At 64.1% G+C, this 18,494-nt stretch carries 16 protein-coding genes, 1 tRNA gene and 1 pseudogene; 3 read left to right on the top strand and 15 right to left on the bottom strand.

Going from position 1 to position 18,494, the window contains the following annotated elements:
• Nucleotides 1-2 precede the first annotated feature (2 nt).
• The 6 genes from CN97_RS04890 to CN97_RS04915 all read right to left on the bottom strand — a co-directional run bounded on the left by CN97_RS04890 (nt 3) and on the right by CN97_RS04915 (nt 6,369).
• Complete coding sequence (locus CN97_RS04890; RefSeq protein WP_035707910.1) at nt 3-776, bottom strand: ABC transporter ATP-binding protein; 774 nt, start codon at nt 774-776, stop codon at nt 3-5.
• The gene (locus tag CN97_RS04895) at nt 773-1,600 is read right to left on the bottom strand and encodes an ABC transporter ATP-binding protein (RefSeq protein WP_035707912.1); all 828 of its coding nucleotides are present in this window, start codon (nt 1,598-1,600) and stop codon (nt 773-775) included. Before CN97_RS04895 ends, CN97_RS04890 begins: the two co-directional genes overlap by 4 nt.
• On the bottom strand, nt 1,600-2,514 hold the full coding sequence (locus CN97_RS04900; protein WP_035707916.1) for an ABC transporter permease: 915 nt from the start codon (nt 2,512-2,514) through the stop codon (nt 1,600-1,602). Before CN97_RS04900 ends, CN97_RS04895 begins: the two co-directional genes overlap by 1 nt.
• Nucleotides 2,511-3,575 (bottom strand): ABC transporter permease, encoded by a 1,065-nt coding sequence (locus CN97_RS04905; protein WP_035707917.1) that lies wholly within the window; start codon nt 3,573-3,575, stop codon nt 2,511-2,513. The genes CN97_RS04900 and CN97_RS04905 overlap by 4 nt, the downstream gene beginning before the upstream one ends.
• Complete coding sequence (locus CN97_RS04910) at nt 3,576-5,177, bottom strand: ABC transporter substrate-binding protein (protein WP_035707919.1); 1,602 nt, start codon at nt 5,175-5,177, stop codon at nt 3,576-3,578. It abuts the gene before it with no gap.
• An 88-nt stretch (nt 5,178-5,265) separates the two neighbouring features.
• Nucleotides 5,266-6,369 (bottom strand): AbrB family transcriptional regulator, encoded by a 1,104-nt coding sequence (locus CN97_RS04915; RefSeq protein ID WP_084683998.1) that lies wholly within the window; start codon nt 6,367-6,369, stop codon nt 5,266-5,268.
• 376 nt (nt 6,370-6,745) lie between these two features.
• On the opposite strand from CN97_RS04915, the pseudogene CN97_RS20130 reads away from it, so the two are divergent.
• Nucleotides 6,746-7,542 (top strand): annotated as a pseudogene (locus CN97_RS20130) (IS5 family transposase).
• Between the two features lie 398 nt (nt 7,543-7,940).
• On the opposite strand, the gene CN97_RS04925 reads toward CN97_RS20130, so the two are convergent.
• Nucleotides 7,941-8,016, bottom strand: a tRNA-Ala gene (locus CN97_RS04925).
• Nucleotides 8,017-8,126: 110 nt separating this feature from the next.
• Entirely contained in the window at nt 8,127-8,450 is a 324-nt protein-coding gene (locus CN97_RS04930; RefSeq protein ID WP_035707920.1) for a TIGR02300 family protein, read from the bottom strand.
• A 177-nt stretch (nt 8,451-8,627) separates the two neighbouring features.
• On the opposite strand from CN97_RS04930, the gene CN97_RS04935 reads away from it, so the two are divergent.
• Both CN97_RS04935 and CN97_RS04940 read left to right on the top strand, forming a co-directional pair.
• Nucleotides 8,628-9,329: a M48 family metallopeptidase gene (locus CN97_RS04935; RefSeq protein WP_035707922.1), complete on the top strand. Its 702-nt coding sequence runs from the start codon at nt 8,628-8,630 to the stop codon at nt 9,327-9,329.
• Nucleotides 9,330-9,362: 33 nt separating this feature from the next.
• Entirely contained in the window at nt 9,363-10,013 is a 651-nt protein-coding gene (locus CN97_RS04940; RefSeq protein ID WP_035707924.1) for a GntR family transcriptional regulator, read from the top strand.
• Between the two features lie 338 nt (nt 10,014-10,351).
• Here CN97_RS04940 and lpdA read toward each other — a convergent pair whose 3' ends face one another.
• The 7 genes from lpdA to sucD form a co-directional block, all read right to left on the bottom strand.
• The gene (gene lpdA / locus CN97_RS04945) at nt 10,352-11,740 is read right to left on the bottom strand and encodes a dihydrolipoyl dehydrogenase (protein WP_035707925.1); all 1,389 of its coding nucleotides are present in this window, start codon (nt 11,738-11,740) and stop codon (nt 10,352-10,354) included.
• A 42-nt stretch (nt 11,741-11,782) separates the two neighbouring features.
• Nucleotides 11,783-12,172 carry an MAPEG family protein gene (locus CN97_RS04950; RefSeq protein WP_035707926.1) on the bottom strand — a complete coding sequence of 130 codons (390 nt, stop codon included), beginning with the start codon at nt 12,170-12,172 and terminating at the stop codon, nt 11,783-11,785.
• 7 nt (nt 12,173-12,179) lie between these two features.
• On the bottom strand, nt 12,180-12,425 hold the full coding sequence (locus CN97_RS04955; protein WP_035707927.1) for a hypothetical protein: 246 nt from the start codon (nt 12,423-12,425) through the stop codon (nt 12,180-12,182).
• A 58-nt stretch (nt 12,426-12,483) separates the two neighbouring features.
• Nucleotides 12,484-14,016, bottom strand: a complete 1,533-nt coding sequence (gene odhB, locus CN97_RS04960) for a 2-oxoglutarate dehydrogenase complex dihydrolipoyllysine-residue succinyltransferase (protein WP_035707929.1) — start codon at nt 14,014-14,016, stop codon at nt 12,484-12,486.
• Nucleotides 14,017-14,022: 6 nt separating this feature from the next.
• Nucleotides 14,023-16,992, bottom strand: a complete 2,970-nt coding sequence (locus CN97_RS04965; protein WP_035707932.1) for a 2-oxoglutarate dehydrogenase E1 component — start codon at nt 16,990-16,992, stop codon at nt 14,023-14,025.
• Nucleotides 16,989-17,516, bottom strand: a complete 528-nt coding sequence (locus tag CN97_RS04970) for a DUF805 domain-containing protein (protein WP_035707936.1) — start codon at nt 17,514-17,516, stop codon at nt 16,989-16,991. The genes CN97_RS04965 and CN97_RS04970 overlap by 4 nt, the downstream gene beginning before the upstream one ends.
• Nucleotides 17,517-17,606: 90 nt before the next feature.
• Nucleotides 17,607-18,491, bottom strand: coding sequence for a succinate--CoA ligase subunit alpha (gene sucD / locus CN97_RS04975; RefSeq protein WP_035707938.1), 885 nt, complete (start codon nt 18,489-18,491; stop codon nt 17,607-17,609).
• Nucleotides 18,492-18,494 lie beyond the last annotated feature (3 nt).

Below are 18,494 nucleotides of genomic sequence, written 5' to 3' on the forward strand. Positions count from 1 at the left end.
CTTCAGGAGGCAGGCGCGGCAAGAGGCGTATAACCTTCGGAGGCCGCAAGAAGTGTCCGGGTATAGGGTTCGCGCGCCTCGTGCCGGCGCAGGGCGTCACGCGTCAACTCCTCCACCGTTCGTCCGTGCTGCATGACCATCAGCCGCTCGCACATATGCGCCACGACGGCAAGATCATGGCTCACGAGCACATAGGTCAGCCCGCGTTCCGCGCGGAGCCGTTCGAGCAAGTTGAGCACTTCCGCCTGGATGGAAGCGTCGAGCGCGGAGGTCGGTTCGTCCAGAAGCGGGATCCGCGGCTCCAGGATGAGGGCGCGCGCGATGGCGACCCGCTGCCGCTGCCCGCCTGACAGCTGGTGCGGATAGCGGAAGCGGAAACTGGGGCCGAGGCCGACATCCGTCAGCGCGGCCTCTATCCGCCTCTCCCGGTTGTCGAAGCCGTGGATCGCAAGCGGCTCCGCCAGCACCCTGTCCACCGTGTGGCGGGGATGGAGCGAGGCATAGGGATCCTGAAACACCATCTGCACCCGGCGATAGAAGTCGGCGGTGCGCGGGCTCGCGATCTCCCGCCCCTCGATCAGCAGATGGCCACCGCTCACGGGCGCCAGCCCGCAGAGAGCGCGCAGGACGGTGGACTTGCCCGAGCCGGATTCGCCGACGAGGCCGTAGCTCTCCCCCTCCGCGACGTTGAAGCTCACACCCTTCACGGCGCGGACCTCATCCATGCCGGACTGGAAGGTGACTTCGAGGGCTTTCACTTCGAGAATGGAGGTCATGTCGCCCAGGCCGCGTCGCGTTGCAGGGTGGGAAGGGGGTGACTGTCCCCCTCGATCTTCGGCAGGCAGGAGAACAGCCCGCGCGTATAGGGATGCTGCGCCTCCGCCAGACGCGAGGCGGCGATTTCCTCCACCACGCGGCCGGCATACATGACGAGCACCCTGTCGCAGAAGGTGGAGACGAGCCGGAGGTCATGGCTGATGAAGATCAGACCCATGCCCCGCTCCCTCACCAGCCGGTCGAGGATGCGCAGCACCTCTATCTGCACCGTCACGTCGAGCGCGGAAGTAGGCTCATCCGCGATCAGAAGATCCGGCTCGGTGATGAGCATCATCGCGATCATCGCCCGCTGACCCATACCGCCCGAAAGCTCATGCGGATAGGCGCGGAACACCCGTTCCGGATCACGGATCTGCACGGCCTCCAGCATCGAAAGCGCGCTTGCCTTCGCCTGTCTCCGGGAGGCGCCGTGCAGACGCGCCGTTTCCATGAGCTGCTTGCCAATGGTCATGACCGGGTTGAGAGAGAATTTTGGGTCCTGCATGACCATGGAAATCCGCCCGCCGCGGATCGAGCGCCAGGTGGACTTGTCGGCATTGCGCAGGTCGATCCCGTCAAAGGTCAGACGGTCCGCCGTGGCCTTGCCCGGGGACGGCGTCAATCCGAGGATCGCCCGGCCCGTCTGGGACTTGCCGGAGCCGGATTCGCCCACGATCCCCAGCCGCTCTCGCCCGAGCGAAAAGCTCACGCCCCGCACGACCTCGACAGGGCCGTGGCGGGCCGGGAAGGCGATGCGCAGATTTTCGACCTCAAGAAGCGCCATTACTTCTCTCCCTTGGGATCGAGTACGTCGCGCAGCCCGTCGCCGAGCAGGTTGAAGCCGAGTGAGACCACGAAAATCGCGATCCCCGGCATGGTGGCGCCCCACCATTGGTCGATGAGGAACCGGCGTCCCGATGCTACCATCGCACCCCATTCCGGGCTGGGCGGCTGTGCGCCGAGACCCAGAAAGCCCAGCCCCGCCGCTGTCAGGATGATGCCTGCCATGTCCAGTGTGACCCGCACGATGACCGACGGCATGCAGAGCGGCACCACATGTCCCCAGATGATCCGGGTGGAGGAGGCGCCCTGCAGCTTGGATGCGGCGATGAAGTCGGTGTTGCGGATCGTCAGCGTCTCTGCCCGGGCCAGACGCGCATAGGGTGGCCAGGAGGTGAGGGCGATGGCGATGATCGCATTCTCTATCCCCGGACCCAGCGCCGCCACGAAGGCGAGGGCGAGGATCAGCCGCGGAAAGGCCAGCGCGATATCGGTGATCCGCATGAGCACGGTATCGACCCAGCCGCCGAAATAGCCCGCCGTGGTGCCGATCAGCAGCCCGATGGGTGTGGCGATCACCGCAACCAGCGCCACGATCATCAGCGTCAGCCGCGCGCCGTGGATGACCCGGCTGAAGATATCGCGCGCCTGATCGTCCGTGCCGAACCAGTGGGCGGCGGAGGGCGGGAGCAGCCGCTCCGTCCGCAGATCGCCTCCGACCAGCGGATCATAGGGGGCGATCACATTGGCGAAGAGCGCGACCAGTATCAGCACCACGATGATGCCAAGGCCGACCATCGCCAGCGGGTTGGAGCGGAGGGCAAGCCAGGTCCGGTAAAGCTGGCCAAGGCGTGCCTGACGGCGGGAGCTTGGCTGCTCCGTCAGCAGCCATTCGCGGCGGGAGAGGGACTGGCTCATCTGCTCCTCCTCACACGGGGGTCGAGCAGCGAATAGAGCAGGTCGGACACGAGGTTCAGCAGCACGAAGGTCGCCCCGATGACCAGCGTTCCCCCCAGAACCGCGTTCATGTCGGCATTCTGCAGCGAATTGGTGAGATACATGCCCAGCCCCGGCCAGGCAAAGACCGTCTCCGTCAGCACGGACCCTTCGAGCAGGTTGGCATAGGACAGGGCGATCACCGTGATGAGCGGCACGGCCGCATTGCGCAGCGCATGGACCCAGACGATCCGCCATTCCGGCACGCCCTTCACCCGCGCTGTGGTCACGTATTCCTGGCTGAGTTCCGCCAGCATGAAACTCCGTGTCATGCGGCTGATATAAGCCATGGAGAAATAACCCAGCAGGCAGCCCGGCAGGGCGATATGGCTGAATACATTGCGGAATGCGGCCCATTGACCCTGCATCGCCGTGTCGATCAGCAACAGACCCGTGCCGGGGGAGATGGAATATTCATAGGCGATGTCGATCCGCCCCGGCCCCGCAACCCAGCCCAGGCGCGCATAGAAGATCAGCATGCCAAGCAGCGCCAGCCAGAAGATCGGCGCGGAATAGCCCACCAGCCCGATGATCCGCACGATCTGATCGCCGAGTTTTCCCTTGTTCACCGCAGAATAGACGCCGAGCGGCACCCCCAGAAGGGTGCCGATGATGATCCCGAATGTCGAAAGCTCCAGCGTGGCGGGAAATACCCGCCGCAGGTCATCCACGATGGGCCGCTTGGTGAGGAACGACGTGCCAAGATCGCCGGCCATCACGGAGCGCCCGTAAATCCAGAACTGCTCGATCAGCGGCTTGTCGAGGCCGAGTTGCTGATAGACCTGATCGTAGGTGCTCTGCGAAGCGCGATCCCCGACCACGGCCAGCACCGGGTCCACCGGAACGATGCGGCCGATCATGAAGGTCACGAAGAGCAGGCCCAGCAGCGTCACCGCAAGGGTGACGAGCACCTTCCCCAGCCTCCACAGCAGTCCCGGAAGGGCGCGCCTGCGCCCCACCGGCCGGTCTTCCGCAACGTCCATTTACTTCGTCACGGCCTTGAAGGAGTTGTCGTTGAACGAGGGGCCAAGCACGAAGTTCTGCACATTCGCCCGCACCGCCACGTTCTCCACCTGCTGGAACATGATGACGAAGGGCGAGTCCTGCTGCTGTTCGCGTTGCAGCGCCTCATACATCTCTGCCCGCTTGCCGGTATCCCGCTCCAGCATGGCGGCGCGGGTGCGCGCCGTCATCTCCGGGATGTCCCAGGAATTCCGCCAGGCCAGCGTCTTGGAGGAGGCACCGTCTTTATTGTCGGGGTTGGAGGCGAAGGTGTCGGCGTTGGTATGCGGATCCTGATAATCCGGGCCCCACTGACCGATATAGATGTCATGCGTCCGCGCGCGATACTTGGTGAGCGTCTGGCCACCATCGCCGGGAATGAGGCTGAGCTTGATCCCCGCCTGTCCGAAGGTCTGCTGGATGGCAGTCCCCATCGCCGTGATATCGGCGGTGTTGCGCGTGTCCATCGTCACGGTGAACCCGTCGGGAACACCGGCCTCCGCCAGCAGTTCCTTGGCCTTTGCCACGTTGAGGGCGAAGGGCGTGTCATCGATCTCCCCAAGGAAGCCCCTCGGCAGGAAGGACTGATGCACCATGGCGCGGCCCTTCATGATCGTGTCGGAGATCGCCGCGTAATCGACGAGGTATTTCATCGCCTGCCGGACCTGCGGTTTCGACAGGAACTCGTTCTTCTGGTTCAGGCCGAGGTAGTAGATCGACCCCTTCACGCCGGCCTGGCTCTTGATGTCGGCATTGGAGGAGAGGGCCTCCATCTCCTCCGGGCCGAGGTTGCGGGCGATGTCCACGTCGCCCTGTTCGAGCAGCAGCCGCTGTGCCGCGGGTTCCGGGATGTGGCGCATGATGGCCCGCGCGATCTTTGGGGCCTCGCCGGAATAGTTGTCGTTGCGCTCCATCACGACGACCTCGTTCGCCCGCCATTCACGGATGGTGAACGGGCCGGAACCGGCATACCCGGTCTTCAGCCAGTCATAGCCGAAGTCGCCGTTCGCCTCATGCGACATGGCGAGCTTCTGATCCACCACCGAGGCGACCGTCGCCGTCAGGCAGTAGAGCACCAGCGACGGCGCATAGGCCTGGTCCATCTTGAAGTCGAACGTGTAATCGCCGGTCTGGACGATCTGGGCATCGACATTCTCGGGCGAGAAGCCGAACTGCGTCAGGATGAAGGCGGGCGACTTGTCCAGCTTCACAGCGCGCGTCAGCGAGAAGACGACATCGGCCGCGGTGATCGGGTTGCCGGAGGCGAACTTGCGCCCCTCGCGCACCTTGAAATGGAGGGTCTTGCCATCCTCCGAGACTTCCCAGCTCTCGGCGACGACACCGAAGATCTGCGACACGTCCTTCACATCATAACCGATCAGCGTCTCATAGGAGTTGCCGATCAGCTCGGAGGCGGTGAACTCGAATACCTCCGCCGGGTCGAGGGAGATGATGTCGTCGATCGCCCAGGCCTGGATCAGCGTGTCGGATGGCGTCGCGGCAAAGGCGGGCAAGCCCGGTTGGAAGGCTGCGAGGGCACCCGTGATTGCCGTCGCGGCAAGGAAGCGGCTCGTGTGTCGCATGATCGTCCCTGTTGATTTTGCTCAGCCCTCGACTGGGGCCATGCGCGGATAGGACGCCTTGAACCGGAGCAAGTCAAGCCGCGCCGGTCTACTTCGCGACGCCTGTCCTGGCGCCCCGGCCCGCGACGTGGCGCAGGAAGATCTGCGGGGTGATGATCACCGCGATCAGGATGCGGAAGACGTGATGTGCCGTGACGAAAACCGGGTTCGCACCGATGGAAAGTGCGATCAGCCCCATCTCCACCACGCCTCCGGGGATATAGGAGAGAAGGAGCGCCGAAATCGGGATGTCGATGAAGGGCCTTACGATGGCGATGATCGCTGCGACCGCCACCGCCGATATGCCGAGCGCCACGAGTGCCCCGCCCAGACATTGCACGAGCCGCGCCCGCTGCATTCCCGCAAACCGCAGCCCCAAGGCCGTGCCGATGAGCCATTGTGCGCCTGAGACAAGGGCAGGCGGTACCTGTCCGCCGATCAGCCCCGTGGCATGGGCGATCGCACTGACGATGAGCGGCCCGACGACCACGCCCGCCGGCAGGGAAAGCCGCCGCGCGCCCCACTGGCCAAGCACCAGTGCCGCGACGAGGAGCAGCCCATCGGTCGCGGTCAGCGGCGGGCCGGGAACCTGCACGCCTGCCGAACTGCCGACCGGAGCGCCGTTCCAGATCGAGAACGCTGCCGGCAGCGTGATGACGACGAGGATGATGCGCAGGAACTGGAGCGCGGAGATCACCCGAAGATCACCGCCATGCGCCTCGCCAAGCGCGATGTTCTCCATCAGGCCGCCAGGCGAGCCGGAGAACCAGGCCGTCGTCGGATCCAATCCCATGCCGCGCCGGAACCAGAGGTAGTTGAGCCATTGAAGCACCAGTGTCACCACCGCCATGCCCAGCAGCGTGATCCACCATTCACCGGCCGAACTCATCAGAGCAGGTGTGAAGCTTCCGCCGATCATGAGCCCCACGACTCCTACGCAGATGCTCCGAATGTTGTTGGGAAAGAGCGGCACCAGCCAATGTCCTGCCGGCCGGCTCATCGCAAGTGTCGCCGCAGCGATGAGCGGGCCGAGCATCCAGGGGAGCGGCATCCCGCCCCAGCGTGCAACCTGAGCCGCCGCCAGAGTGACGAGCAGCACGCTGCCCAGGCGGGCGAGCAGACGGAGGGTGAGGCGGGTTGTCGGCATTGTCATCAGATCCGGTCAACCGACCGTCGCGCCATTGGGAGCGATGCTCAACCCCGTTTTGCTGAAAGACCAAGAGGATGTGTTCCAAACGCCCGGCATTCGGTGTCGGCAGGGGTTCCGGGGAACCGCGGGCGCGCCTAGCCTGCACCGCTTGACCGTGTGCCAAGGTCGCCCGAGTAGCGCGCACCCGAGAATGCGCGCGGCGGAATGCAGGAAGCGCTGCCCCAAAAGTGCCTCCTGGAGCGGGGCGGGTGAGCACTACGTTCTGGCCCAGTGTGGAGAACGTTCTGGGCCATCGGATACCAGGTCGTGTTGACAAAGGGGATTTTGCTGGCCGGCGGCCTATGATTCAAGGTCATCTCGACGTGGGAGAGGGGCTTGCTTGATATCCGACGCTGAATGGACCTTCCTCGAGAGCTTCATTCAGGCCTTTCGACACTCGAAGGGACGGAAGCCTGCGGATCATCGGCTTGTTCTGGATGGTATTCTCCGGATCGCAAGAACCGGTGCGCCTTCGCGCCACCTGCCCGAAGGGTTCGGCAAGCGGTCCTCGGTCTGCCGTCAGTTCCGCCGCTGGAACTTGGCGGGACTGTGGGAGGACATCCTGGATGCGCTGAACCCTGAGGGGGGATTGCGCATGACAAGCTGCAGATGCTCGACATCGAGCCGGTAAGCGCCACCGGTTCGAACGCACTGGAGAGGGCGATCCGCGCCCTCATCATGCGACGGGTGCAAAAGGGGCTCCGAAGAAGGCTCCTGGCCGTTCGGACGATGGGTTCTCGACGAAAGTCCACCTCAGCGTCAACGGCGCAGGCCTCCCGACAGAACCGAGATCACCTCGGGGGCAATATTCCGACTACACCGGCTATGATCTGGGGGCCGCCGACCATCTGCCGCGGCCCGCCGTGCTCATGGCCGACAGGGGGCATGACTCTGATAAAATTCGGCAAGACATCGAGAGCCGCAACGCCCTGCCAATGGTTCCGATGCCGAAGAACCGAAAGGTGTGCAAGGCTGTGGACATGACCTCTAGATCCTGCTCATTATGGTTGAGTGCTGCTTCAACAAGTTGAAAAACAGCCGCCGTCTGGCAACCCGCTACGACAAAACTGCGGATAGTTTCCCGGCTTTGCCGACCTCTTCTCCATCGGGCTCTGGCTCCGCCATTTGTCAACATGACCTAAGGATACGGCGGCTTCGTCCGCATCGCTCCTATCATGGCCGGGTGTCTGCTGCGAAGCAAGACGAGCGGCAGCATTCCGAGAATGGGGCAAAGCAGCATATGTCGGGGTCGACCGGCAGGCATGGGCCTACAGTGTAAGCGCCACCTCCACCTGTGCAGTTTGTAGCCGCCTGATCGCGGCAACGCTCGGCATTCATTTCCGGTAGCAACGAAAAACCACAAATAGGGAGTCAGCCAACCTCTGCAGCCGTGTGATGCAAAGCTTGTGTAACAAAAAAGCCAGCAGAGCGACCTCTACCGGCTTCGTGTTTCTCCGCGAACATGAGATTTCCAATAAAATGGAAAAATCTCTGTCACTAATGGAACATCTATCTGGCATTTGCCATGAGAGATTTGGTGGAGCCAAGGGGAGTCGAACCCCTGACCTCTTGAATGCCATTCAAGCGCTCTCCCAACTGAGCTATGGCCCCACCGGAGGTCCGGGCGTTGCCGCCCGTGTGCGGTGCTTCTAGGCAGCTGCGGGGGGAAGCGCAAGGGGAAAAATCCGCCTGCCGTCATTTCCCCCGCGGGCCTTCAAGGATCAGTTGTCCTCGTCGTCCCCTGCCACGTCGGCAAGATCGTCGAGCGAGACGTTGTCGTCCTCGTCATCCTCGAGAAGATCGTCATCGATATCGGCTTCCGGGGTGTCTTCTTCGAGAACCTCGTCATCCGTGTCGATGTTGTTGTCATTGAGGGTCGACTTGCTCTTATCCGCGGCCATCACGCGGCCACGCCCTGCGAGCAGGCTTTCGAGCGAGAATGTATGGCCGCATTCGGGGCAGGTCATCGGATCGCGCTGAAGGTCGTAGAAACGGCTCCCGCAGTGCGGGCAAAGGCGTTTGACGCCCCATTCGTCCTTGGGCATGGGAACCCCTTTCATGTCAGGTCGTCGAGTGAATCGGGGCCAACTGCCACAGCTGGCGAAGGCTGTCAAAGCCTTTCCATGTAAGGGCGGCGGGCACAAGGCTTCGCATATGGGAAAGGCTGCGGAGGAATGCCAGAGGGCTTTTGCGGGCACGCGGCGGAGGTTAATCTCAGCCGCATGACATCCCTTGTTCTGCCGGGCAGCCCGCCCATCGACATATCGCTCCGACGTTCCGCCCGCGCGCGGCGATTCTCTCTCCGGGTTTCCCGGCTGGATGGCCGTGTCACGCTCTCCCTGCCGGAGCGCGCACGGGTATCCGATGCAGTGGCCTTTGCGCGTGATCGCGAAGGGTGGATCCGCGACATTCTCTCCGTCCGGCCGCAGGAGGTGCGAATCGCTCCCGGTGCCGTGCTACCGGTGGAAGGCAGGCCATGTGTCCTGCGGCTCGCCCCCGTGCCAAGGATCGTGGAGGATGGGGCAGGCGGGCTTCTGGTGCCGCAGGCGGCCGCGGCGCGGACGGCGGCGCGGGTGGAGACTTTCCTGAAACGCTTCGCCCGTGACCGGCTGGAGGCAGCATGCAACCGCCATGCGCGTGCCATTGGGCGCGATTTCACCAACCTGTCGCTGCGGGATACCCGGTCCCGCTGGGGGTCGTGCACTTCCGATGGTCGGCTCATGTTCTCCTGGCGGCTGATCCTCGCGCCTCCGGACGTGCTGGACTATGTGGCAGCGCATGAGGTGGCGCATCTCGTCCGCATGGACCATTCGCCGGCGTTCTGGGCGGAAGTGGCGCGGCTGATGCCAGACCATGCCGCCCCCCGCCGCTGGCTCCGCGATCACGGGCAGGAACTGCACCGATACATCTTTCGAGGGGATTGACGGCGGCTCCCTCCGGGTGTGATCACTGACGCCATGCTGCCCCAGATCCGCCCCTCAGACACCACGCCCGCCGCGCATGAACGGCTGTATCGCACATTGCGCCAGCAGGTCATGCACGGCGAACTCGCTCCCGGCCAATCCCTGACGCTGCGAGGTCTCGGGCGGACATTCGGCGTCTCCATGACCCCCGCGCGGGAAGCCGTGCGGCGGCTGGTGGCAGAGGGCGCGCTGACGCTCTCCTCTTCCGGGCGGGTGTCCACGCCGGAGCTGTCGAACGAGCGCATCGAGGAGCTTGCTGCCATCCGCGCCCTGCTGGAGCCGGAGCTTGGCACACGCGCCCTGCCGCGCGCCCACATGGCGTTGATAGAGCGGCTCCAGACCATCAACGCCGCCAATGCGGAGGCGGTCGCCAAGCATGACGCCGTGGCCTATATCCGCACCAATCTGGAGTTCCACCGCACCCTCTATCTCCGAGCGCAGGCCCCCGCGATGCTGGCCATGGTGGAGACAGTGTGGCTGCAGCTCGGCCCGACAATGCGGGCGCTCTACGGGCGGCTCCGGCGGAACGAGGCCCCGCCCTATCACCGCCATATCATCGCCGCGCTGAAGGCGGGGGATGATCCCGGACTGCGGCTCGCGATCCGCACGGATGTCACGCAGGGCCTGCGCCATCTGACGGCATGACAGGCGCGCCGAAAAGCTGAGCAGAGTTCGCCCTTTGCAATCTGCTGAGAAGGGCTTTCGGTCTGCGTTGGGGCGGAACCGTCGCGATCTTGGGAAAGCCAGGCGAAAATCTACCTATACAGGCTCATTCGCTGACCAATTCTCCGATCTTCGGAGCATAAGACCTCAGGACTTTCCCGCAGTCTGTCAATCGTCGTGTAACACCTCACGAGCCCTTGCGGGAAGGCATCTCGGTTGCGACGGGACGTAGAGCTTGGTCGGCTCTTGATGGACGTGGTGCCGCGCGCAAGGAAAAGGGCGGCGCTGGTGACGCCGCCCTTTTCGCCATGAAACCGTTCTTACGAGTGGATCGGGCCGTCACCGCAAGCCAGCGCCGCCTCCCGCACCGCTTCCGAATAGGTCGGGTGCGCGTGGCAGGTGCGGGCCAGATCTTCTGCCGCAGCGCCGAACTCCATCGCCACGCAGGCCTCGTGAATGATCTCGCCAGCCGACGGGCCGATGATATGCACGCCGAGGATCCGGTCCGTTTCCTTGTCGGCGAGGATCTTGACGAATCCTTCCGCCGCCAGCGTCGCCTTGGCCCGGCCATTGCCCATGAAGGAGAACTTGCCGACCTTGTAGGCCCGGCCCTCCTTCTTCAGCGCTTCCTCCGTCGCACCGACCGAGGCGACCTCCGGTGTGGTGTAGATCACGCCCGGAATGACCTCGTAGTTCACGTGGCCATGCTTCCCGGCGATCGTCTCCGCCACGGCCATGCCCTCATCTTCCGCCTTGTGGGCGAGCATCGGGCCCTGAATCGCATCTCCGATGGCGTAGATGCCGGGAACGGTGGTCTGCCACTGGCCGTTCGTGACGATCTGGCCGCGCGGCGTCAGCTCGACACCGAGAGCGTCGAGGCCAAGACCCTCCGTGTAAGGCTTGCGCCCGGTGGCGACCAGAACGACATCGGCTTCCACCGTCGCCTCGCTGTCATCCTTGCGGAGCTTGTAGGTCACGGTCGCCCCGCTCGCGCCCTTCTCCACCTTCTGGACAGCGGCGCCCAGCACGAACTTCAGTCCCTGCTTGGCGAGGATACGCTGAAACTGCTTCTGCACCTCCGCATCCATGCCGGGGGTGATGGCGTCGAGATATTCGATCACTGTCACTTCCGCGCCGAGCCGCTTGTAGACCGAACCCAGCTCCAGCCCGATCACACCCGCGCCGATCACGGCAAGCCGCTTCGGGATGTCCTTCAGCGCCAGCGCGCCGGTGGAGGTGACGACGGTTTCTTCATCGACCTCCACACCGGGCAGGCTGGAGGAGACGGAGCCGGAGGCGATGACGATGTTCTTCGCCTCATGCACCTCGTCTCCGACCTTGACCTTGCCGGCCTCCGGGATCGAAGCCCAGCCCTTGATCCAGTCGATCTTGTTCTTCTTGAACAGGAATTCGATACCCTTCGTGTTCTGCCCGATCACGTCTTCCTTGAAGGCGAGCATCTTCGGCCAGTCCACGGTAGGATGGGCATCCATGAGGCCCATCTTCTCGAAATTCTCGTGGCTTTCGTGCAGCAGATGCGTCGCATGCAGCAGCGCCTTGGAGGGGATGCAGCCGACGTTGAGACAGGTGCCTCCAAGCGCTTCGCGGCCCTCGACGCAGGCGGTCTTCAATCCCAGCTGGGCCGCGCGGATGGCGCAGACATAGCCGCCCGGGCCGCCACCGATCACGATCACATCATAACTTGCCATAACTTGACTCCTTGCGGGCGCCGCTCTTGCCGTACGCCCAGATCAGATAAGTGCCGCGAGGATCATCACAAAGGTGGCAAGAAATCCCACCCCGAAGATGACGGAGCGCCATGGCGTCCAGCCAAAGGCATAAGCGGGAATGTAAAGCACCCGCGCCGCCAGATAAATCCACGCGCAGAGAGCGGTGAGTGACGTGGCCGCACCGGACAGCGTGACGACGACCACCGCGATGGTGAAGAAGCAGAGTGCTTCGAAATGGTTGTTGACGGCACGCCGGAGGCGACCGGTCAGGGGGGAGAAATCGGGCTGGGTGTCGCGTGGTCCCACGTTCCACTCAGGCCCGATATCGCGGTTCATCGCCACGGCGGCCAGCCCGATCTGAACTGCCTGCAGCAGCGCCGCGAGCGCGAGGACCGTGAGTTCAGGGGTCATGCGAAGGTCACGCCGTTTCGACGAATTCGGTGCTGGAAAAGCCGGTGCCGAGCGCGTTTTGCTTGCTCAGCCACGTTTGCGCCCGGCCGCGGTCATGCACTTCGAACAGCACGACGACCCGGGAGGGTTGATCGGCGTTCCGCCAGATCTGGAGGGTGGACAGCCCGGCCGCCTCGATGTTCTCGACCTCGGCGTCGAACGCGGCCTTCCAGGCGGTGTAGTCGGGAACGTCAGCGTGACAGATGAGCTGCATCGAAGCCTCACAGGTTGAAGGGAGGCGCCCCCGATGAAAACCGGAGGCGCCAGGGTCGTCAGAGATCCATCAGCAGGCGGCGCGGATCCTCCAGCGCTTCCTTGACGCGGACGAGGAACGTCACGGCGCCCTGACCGTCCACAATGCGGTGATCGTAGGAGAGGGCGAGATACATCATCGGACGGATGACGATCTGTCCCTTCACGACCATGGGCCGCTCCTGGATCTTGTGCATGCCGAGGATGCCCGACTGCGGCGGGTTCAGAATCGGCGAGGACAGCAGCGAGCCGTAGACGCCGCCGTTGGAGATCGTGAAAGTGCCGCCCTGCATGTCGTTCATGGAGAGCTTGCCATCCCGCGCCTTGGCGCCAAGCTCGGCAATGGTCTTTTCGATCTGCGCGAACGACATCTGATCGGCATTGCGCACCACCGGCACGACAAGACCGTTCGGGGTGCCCACAGCCACGCCCATATGGACGAAGTGCTTGTAGACGATATCGGTCCCGTCGATCTCTGCGTTGACTTCCGGCACTTCCTGAAGCGCATGGACGCAGGCCTTGGTGAAGAAGGACATGAAGCCGAGCTTCACCTTGTGCTTCTTCTCGAACTGCTCCTTGTACTCATTGCGCAGCGACATGACCGCCGACATGTCCACCTCGTTATAGGTGGTCAGCATGGCGGCGCTGTTCTGCGCATCCTTCAGGCGGCGGGCGATGGTCTGACGCAGGCGCGTCATCTTCACCCGTTCCTCGCGGCCAACGTCATCAGCCGCAATCGGCGCGCGGGCGACGGGCGCCGCGGCAGGCGCGGCAGCGGCGGCGGGCGGGTTGGTCAGCGCCTTCAGCACGTCTTCCTTCATGATGCGGCCATCGCGCCCGGTGCCTGTCACGGCATCGCGGGACAGGCCCGCATCAGCCATGGCGACCTTGGCTGAGGGAGCGTCCTCCACATCCTTGCGGCCGGCGGCCGGCGCCGAAGCGGCAGGGGCCGGAGCAGCGGCAGCAGGCGCGGCAGCAGCGGCACCCACGCCGGAGGTGATCACCGCGAGCTTGCCCGCAGCCTCGACCGTGGTGCCTTCCGCGGCGAGGATCTCGGTCAGAACGCCCGAAGCCGGGGCGGGAACCTCGACAGAGACCTTGTCGGTTTCCAGTTCGCACAGCATCTCGTCGGCGGTGACCTTGTCGCCGACGCGCTTGAACCAGGTTGCGACCGTGGCTTCCGTCACACTCTCGCCCAGAGCAGGAACCTTGACCTCGACACGCTCGCCGCCGGGGCTGGCCGGCTTGGCCTCGGGAGCCTTCGCTTCCGCAGGCTTGGCGGCAGCCGACGTGGGCTCAGACGTGGCAGCGCCGGCACCTTCGGTAATCGTCGCCAGCAGCGCATCAACGCCTACGGTTTCGCCTTCCTTCGCCACGATCTCACCCAGTGTTCCGGCGGCGGGGGCCGGAACCTCCACCGTCACCTTGTCGGTCTCCAGTTCGCAGAGCATCTCGTCAGCCGCGACCTTGTCGCCCGGTTTCTTGAACCAGGTCGCCACGGTCGCTTCGGTGACGCTTTCCCCCAGCGTGGGGACGCGGACTTCAACGGTCATTAGTCTTTACCCTTCGATCGTGAGCGCTTCATTCACGAGCGCTTCCTGCTGTGCCTTGTGCTGGCTGGAAAGCCCCGTCGCCACCGAGGCGGAGGCCGCACGGCCGACATAGCGCGGCCGCTGATGGGTGGAGCCGAGGCGGGTCAGAACCCACTCGATATTCGGCTCGACAAAGGTCCAGGCGCCCTGGTTCTTGGGCTCCTCCTGGCACCAGACGATTTCCGCATCCTTGAACCGGCCCAGTTCCCGGACCATCGTCAGTGCGGGGAACGGATAGAGCTGTTCGAGCCGCAGGATGTAGACATCGGTGATGCCCCGCGCGTCCCGCTCCTCCAGGAGATCGTAATAGACCTTGCCGGAGCACAGGACGACGCGCCGGATCTGCTCGTCGGCGACCAGTTCGGTAGTGGAGTTACCCTTCTGTGCATCATCCCACAGCACGCGGTGGAAGTTGGAGCCGGTGGTGAAATCCTCTGCCGTGGAGACGGCGAGCTTGTGCCGCAGCAGCGACTTTGGCGTCATCATCACCAGCGGCTTGCGGAAGGTGCGGTGCAACTGGCGGCGGAGGATGTGGAAGTAGTTCGCAGGCGTCGTGCAGTTCGCGACTATCCAGTTCTCCTGCGCGGAAAGCTGAAGGAACCGCTCCAACCGTGCCGACGAATGCTCCGGCCCCTGGCCCTCATAGCCATGCGGCAGCAGCATCACGAGCCCCGACATCCGCAGCCATTTCGATTCGCCCGACGAAATGAACTGGTCGAACATGATCTGCGCGCCGTTTGCAAAGTCGCCGAACTGCGCTTCCCACAGGGTCAGTGCGTTCGGCTCGGCAAGCGAGTAGCCATACTCGAAGCCCAGCACCGCATATTCGGAGAGCATCGAATCGATGACCTCATAGCGGGACTGCCCCTCGCGGATATGGTTGAGCGGATAGTAACGCTCCTCCGTCGCCTGGTCGATGAAGGCGGAGTGCCGCTGGGAGAAGGTGCCCCGCGTCGAATCCTGTCCCGACAGACGAACCGGGAAGCCCTCCGTCAGCAGGGAGCCGAAGGCCAATGCCTCGCCGGTCGCCCAGTCGAATCCGGCGCCCGTCTCGAACATCTGCTTCTTGGCGTCGATGAGGCGAGTAACGGTCTTGTGGATCTCGAACTCGTCCGGTGCGGTGGTGAGCGCTCGGCCGATATCCTTCAGCGTTTCGGGCGTGATCGCGGTATCGCCGGGCTGATAGTCCTCGCCCTCGCGGTTGATGTTCTTCCACCGCCCGTCCAGCCAGTCGGCCTTGTTCGGTTTGTAGTCCCGACCGGCTTCGAACTCTCCGTTCAGCATCGCCTGGAAGGCGGCCTTCATATCCTCGATCTCTCCCTCGGGGATGAGGCCGTCGGCGACGAGGCGGTCGGTATAGAGCTGAAGCGTGGTCTTGTGCTTCTTGATCTGGGTATACATCACCGGGTTGGTGAACATCGGCTCGTCGCCTTCGTTGTGACCGAAGCGACGGTAGCAGAAGATGTCGATGACAGCGTCCTTGTGGAACTTCTGCCGGAACTCCGTTGCCACCTTGGCGGCATGGACGACCGCCTCGGGATCATCGCCGTTCACGTGGAAGATCGGCGCTTCGACCATCAGCGCGATATCGGTCGGATAGGGCGAGGAGCGGGAGAAATGCGGCGCCGTGGTGAAGCCGATCTGGTTGTTCACCACGATATGGATCGTGCCGCCGGTCCGATGGCCCCGAATACCGGAAAGCTGGAAGCACTCCGCGACGATGCCCTGACCGGCAAAGGCCGCATCGCCATGCATGAGGATCGGCAGGACGGCAACGCGTTCCGCCTGATCGTGAAGCTGGTCCTGCTTGGCGCGCGCCTTGCCCAGCACGACCGGGTCCACTGCCTCAAGGTGCGAGGGGTTCGCGGTCAGGCTGAGGTGAACGGTGTTTTCGTCGAACGTCCGGTCGGAGGAAGCGCCGAGGTGGTATTTCACGTCACCGGAGCCGTCCACGTCATCGGGCTTGAAGCTGCCGCCCTGGAACTCGTTGAAGATGGCGCGGTAGGGCTTGCGCAGCACGTTGGCGAGCACGTTCAGCCGGCCGCGGTGCGGCATGCCGATCACCACCTCCTTCACGCCGAGCGCGCCGCCCCGCTTGATGATCTGCTCCATCGCCGGCACGAGCGCTTCACCGCCGTCGAGGCCGAAGCGCTTGGTCCCCATGTATTTGACGTGGAGGAATTTCTCGAAACCCTCCGCCTCCACCAGCTTGTTCAGGATCGCGCGGCGACCTTCACGGGTAAAGGTGATTTCCTTGCCGTAGCCCTCAATGCGCTCTTTCAGCCAGGCGGATTGCTCGGGGTCGGAGATGTGCATGTATTGCAGCGCGAAGGTGCCACAGTAGGTCCGCTTCACGATGTCGACGATCTGCCGCATCGTGGCGTGCTCCATCCCGAGCACGTTGTCGAGGAAGATCGGCCGGTCCATGTCGGCTTCGGTGAAACCGTAAGACGCAGGATCGAGCTCCGGGTGGTCCGTGCTCTGACGCACGCCCAGCGGATCGAGATCGGCGGCGAGATGCCCTCGGATGCGGTAGGCGCGGATCAGCATGATCGCGCGGATGGAATCCAGCACGGCGCGGCGGATCTGGGCGTCCGACACCTCGACATCGAGGGCCTTGGCCTTCTCCGCGATCTTCTGACCGGCGGCTTTCGCTTCCTTCGCGGGGGTGGCGACCGGCCATTCGCCGGTGAGCGCTGCGGTCAGGTCATCATTGGGGAGGGGTGGCCAGTCGCTGCGTGTCCAGCTCGCGCCTTCCGCATTGCGCTTCGCATCCTGCTTGTCGTCACCCAGCGCCTTGAAGAATGCCTGCCAGCCCGCGTCGACGGAATTCGGATCCGTGGCGTAGCGCGCCTGCAGTTGCTCCACGTAATCCGCGTTCGCTCCCTGCAGGAAGGACGAGGCGTGGAACACGTCGTTCGGGGATTGGTCGGTCATTGTCTTACCTCAAGCGGGTCGGGGCCGAAGCGGTTCTGCCCGGCGGTGCCGCGCTGGATGAGCCAGTAGAGCGGCAGGAAAACGGCGGCGATGAACATCGCGAACCAGGCCAGTCCGGCCAGCGCTGGTGCGATGGTGAACAGGGCGGTAATGGCCAGAAGGCCGATCACCACGATGGCGAACGGGGCAAGCACGTACCAGCCGGAGCGGTTCGTGTCGTGCAGCCGTCGGATTATGACGGAAAGATGCGGCAGAAAGACGAGCAGCCCGAGCAGAGAGGAAACAGGCCCGCTCTCGGCCGCGGCCCAGGCGGAGGCACCATAGCCTTCGGCCGGGGCGGGCGGAGTGGATGTCGTGACACCGGTCGAAACCGTGGTTCCGAACAGCACTGCATCTATCAGCGATGCGACGATGCCGGCGATCATAAGCGCAAGCACGAACCACCAGTATTCCGAGCGCGGTGCGCGACCCCGGAAACCGACATATTGCCTCAGGCATGAACGAACAGCTTCTGCGAAGCCCATGATGCTCACCTGTTTCGGAGGGCGACCTCCGGCGAATGGGCGCCCTTCCGGGGCGCAGGCGGGGCCGTGGGCCGGCCCCGCGAGGGGGCGTTACTTGCCCATGGCCTTCAGCACGGCCTCACCGAGACCGGCGGGGCTGTCGGCAACGATGACGCCCGCAGACTTCATCGCCTCGATTTTCGATTCCGCATCGCCCTTGCCACCGGAGACGATCGCACCGGCATGACCCATGCGGCGGCCTTTCGGAGCGGTGCGCCCGGCGATGAACCCGGCGGTCGGCTTCCAGCGGCCTTTCTTCTTCTCGTCGGCGAGAAACTGCGCGGCGTCCTCCTCGGCGGAACCACCGATCTCACCGATCATGATGATGGACTCAGTTTCGGGGTCGGCAAGGAACATTTCCAGCACGTCGATGTGCTCAAGCCCCTTGATCGGGTCGCCGCCGATGCCCACGGCCGAGGACTGGCCCAGGCCCACGTCGGAGGTCTGCTTGACCGCCTCGTAGGTCAGCGTGCCGGAGCGGGAGACGACGCCCACCGAGCCGCGCTTGAAGATGTTGCCCGGCATGATGCCGATCTTGCACTCGCCCGGCGTCATGATGCCCGGGCAGTTCGGCCCGATGAGGCGCGACTTGCTGTTGGCGAGCGCGCGCTTCACCTTCATCATGTCGAGCACCGGGATCCCCTCGGTGATCGCAACGATCAGCGGGATTTCCGCGTCGATGGCTTCGAGAATCGAATCGGCGGCAAAGGGCGGCGGAACATAGATCACGGAGGCGTCTGCTCCGGTCTTTTCCTTCGCTTCCAGAACCGAGTTGTAGACCGGCAGGCCGAGATGCTCGGTGCCGCCCTTGCCCGGCGTCACGCCGCCAACCATCCGCGTGCCATAGGCGATGGCCTGCTCGGTGTGGAAGGTGCCTTGGGACCCGGTGATCCCCTGGCAGATAACCTTGGTGTCTTTGTTGACGAGAACGGACATTCC

The organism is Haematobacter massiliensis (assembly GCF_000740795.1).
GTDB lineage: Bacteria > Pseudomonadota > Alphaproteobacteria > Rhodobacterales > Rhodobacteraceae > Haematobacter > Haematobacter massiliensis.

Coding starts and splice junctions, on each gene's coding strand:
- odhB (WP_035707929.1), bottom strand. CDS start 14,016: ATGACCGTTGAAGTCCGCGTCCCCACGCTGGGGGAAAGCGTCACCGAA.
- CN97_RS04970 (WP_035707936.1), bottom strand. CDS start 17,516: ATGGGCTTCGCAGAAGCTGTTCGTTCATGCCTGAGGCAATATGTCGGT.
- sucD (WP_035707938.1), bottom strand. CDS start 18,491: ATGTCCGTTCTCGTCAACAAAGACACCAAGGTTATCTGCCAGGGGATC.
- CN97_RS04940 (WP_035707924.1), top strand. CDS start 9,363: ATGCTGCCCCAGATCCGCCCCTCAGACACCACGCCCGCCGCGCATGAA.
- CN97_RS04930 (WP_035707920.1), bottom strand. CDS start 8,450: ATGCCCAAGGACGAATGGGGCGTCAAACGCCTTTGCCCGCACTGCGGG.
- CN97_RS04910 (WP_035707919.1), bottom strand. CDS start 5,177: ATGCGACACACGAGCCGCTTCCTTGCCGCGACGGCAATCACGGGTGCC.
- CN97_RS04890 (WP_035707910.1), bottom strand. CDS start 776: ATGACCTCCATTCTCGAAGTGAAAGCCCTCGAAGTCACCTTCCAGTCC.
- CN97_RS04915 (WP_084683998.1), bottom strand. CDS start 6,369: ATGACAATGCCGACAACCCGCCTCACCCTCCGTCTGCTCGCCCGCCTG.
- CN97_RS04955 (WP_035707927.1), bottom strand. CDS start 12,425: ATGCAGCTCATCTGTCACGCTGACGTTCCCGACTACACCGCCTGGAAG.
- CN97_RS04895 (WP_035707912.1), bottom strand. CDS start 1,600: ATGGCGCTTCTTGAGGTCGAAAATCTGCGCATCGCCTTCCCGGCCCGC.
- CN97_RS04950 (WP_035707926.1), bottom strand. CDS start 12,172: ATGACCCCTGAACTCACGGTCCTCGCGCTCGCGGCGCTGCTGCAGGCA.
- CN97_RS04935 (WP_035707922.1), top strand. CDS start 8,628: ATGACATCCCTTGTTCTGCCGGGCAGCCCGCCCATCGACATATCGCTC.
- lpdA (WP_035707925.1), bottom strand. CDS start 11,740: ATGGCAAGTTATGATGTGATCGTGATCGGTGGCGGCCCGGGCGGCTAT.
- CN97_RS04965 (WP_035707932.1), bottom strand. CDS start 16,992: ATGACCGACCAATCCCCGAACGACGTGTTCCACGCCTCGTCCTTCCTG.
- CN97_RS04900 (WP_035707916.1), bottom strand. CDS start 2,514: ATGAGCCAGTCCCTCTCCCGCCGCGAATGGCTGCTGACGGAGCAGCCA.
- CN97_RS04905 (WP_035707917.1), bottom strand. CDS start 3,575: ATGGACGTTGCGGAAGACCGGCCGGTGGGGCGCAGGCGCGCCCTTCCG.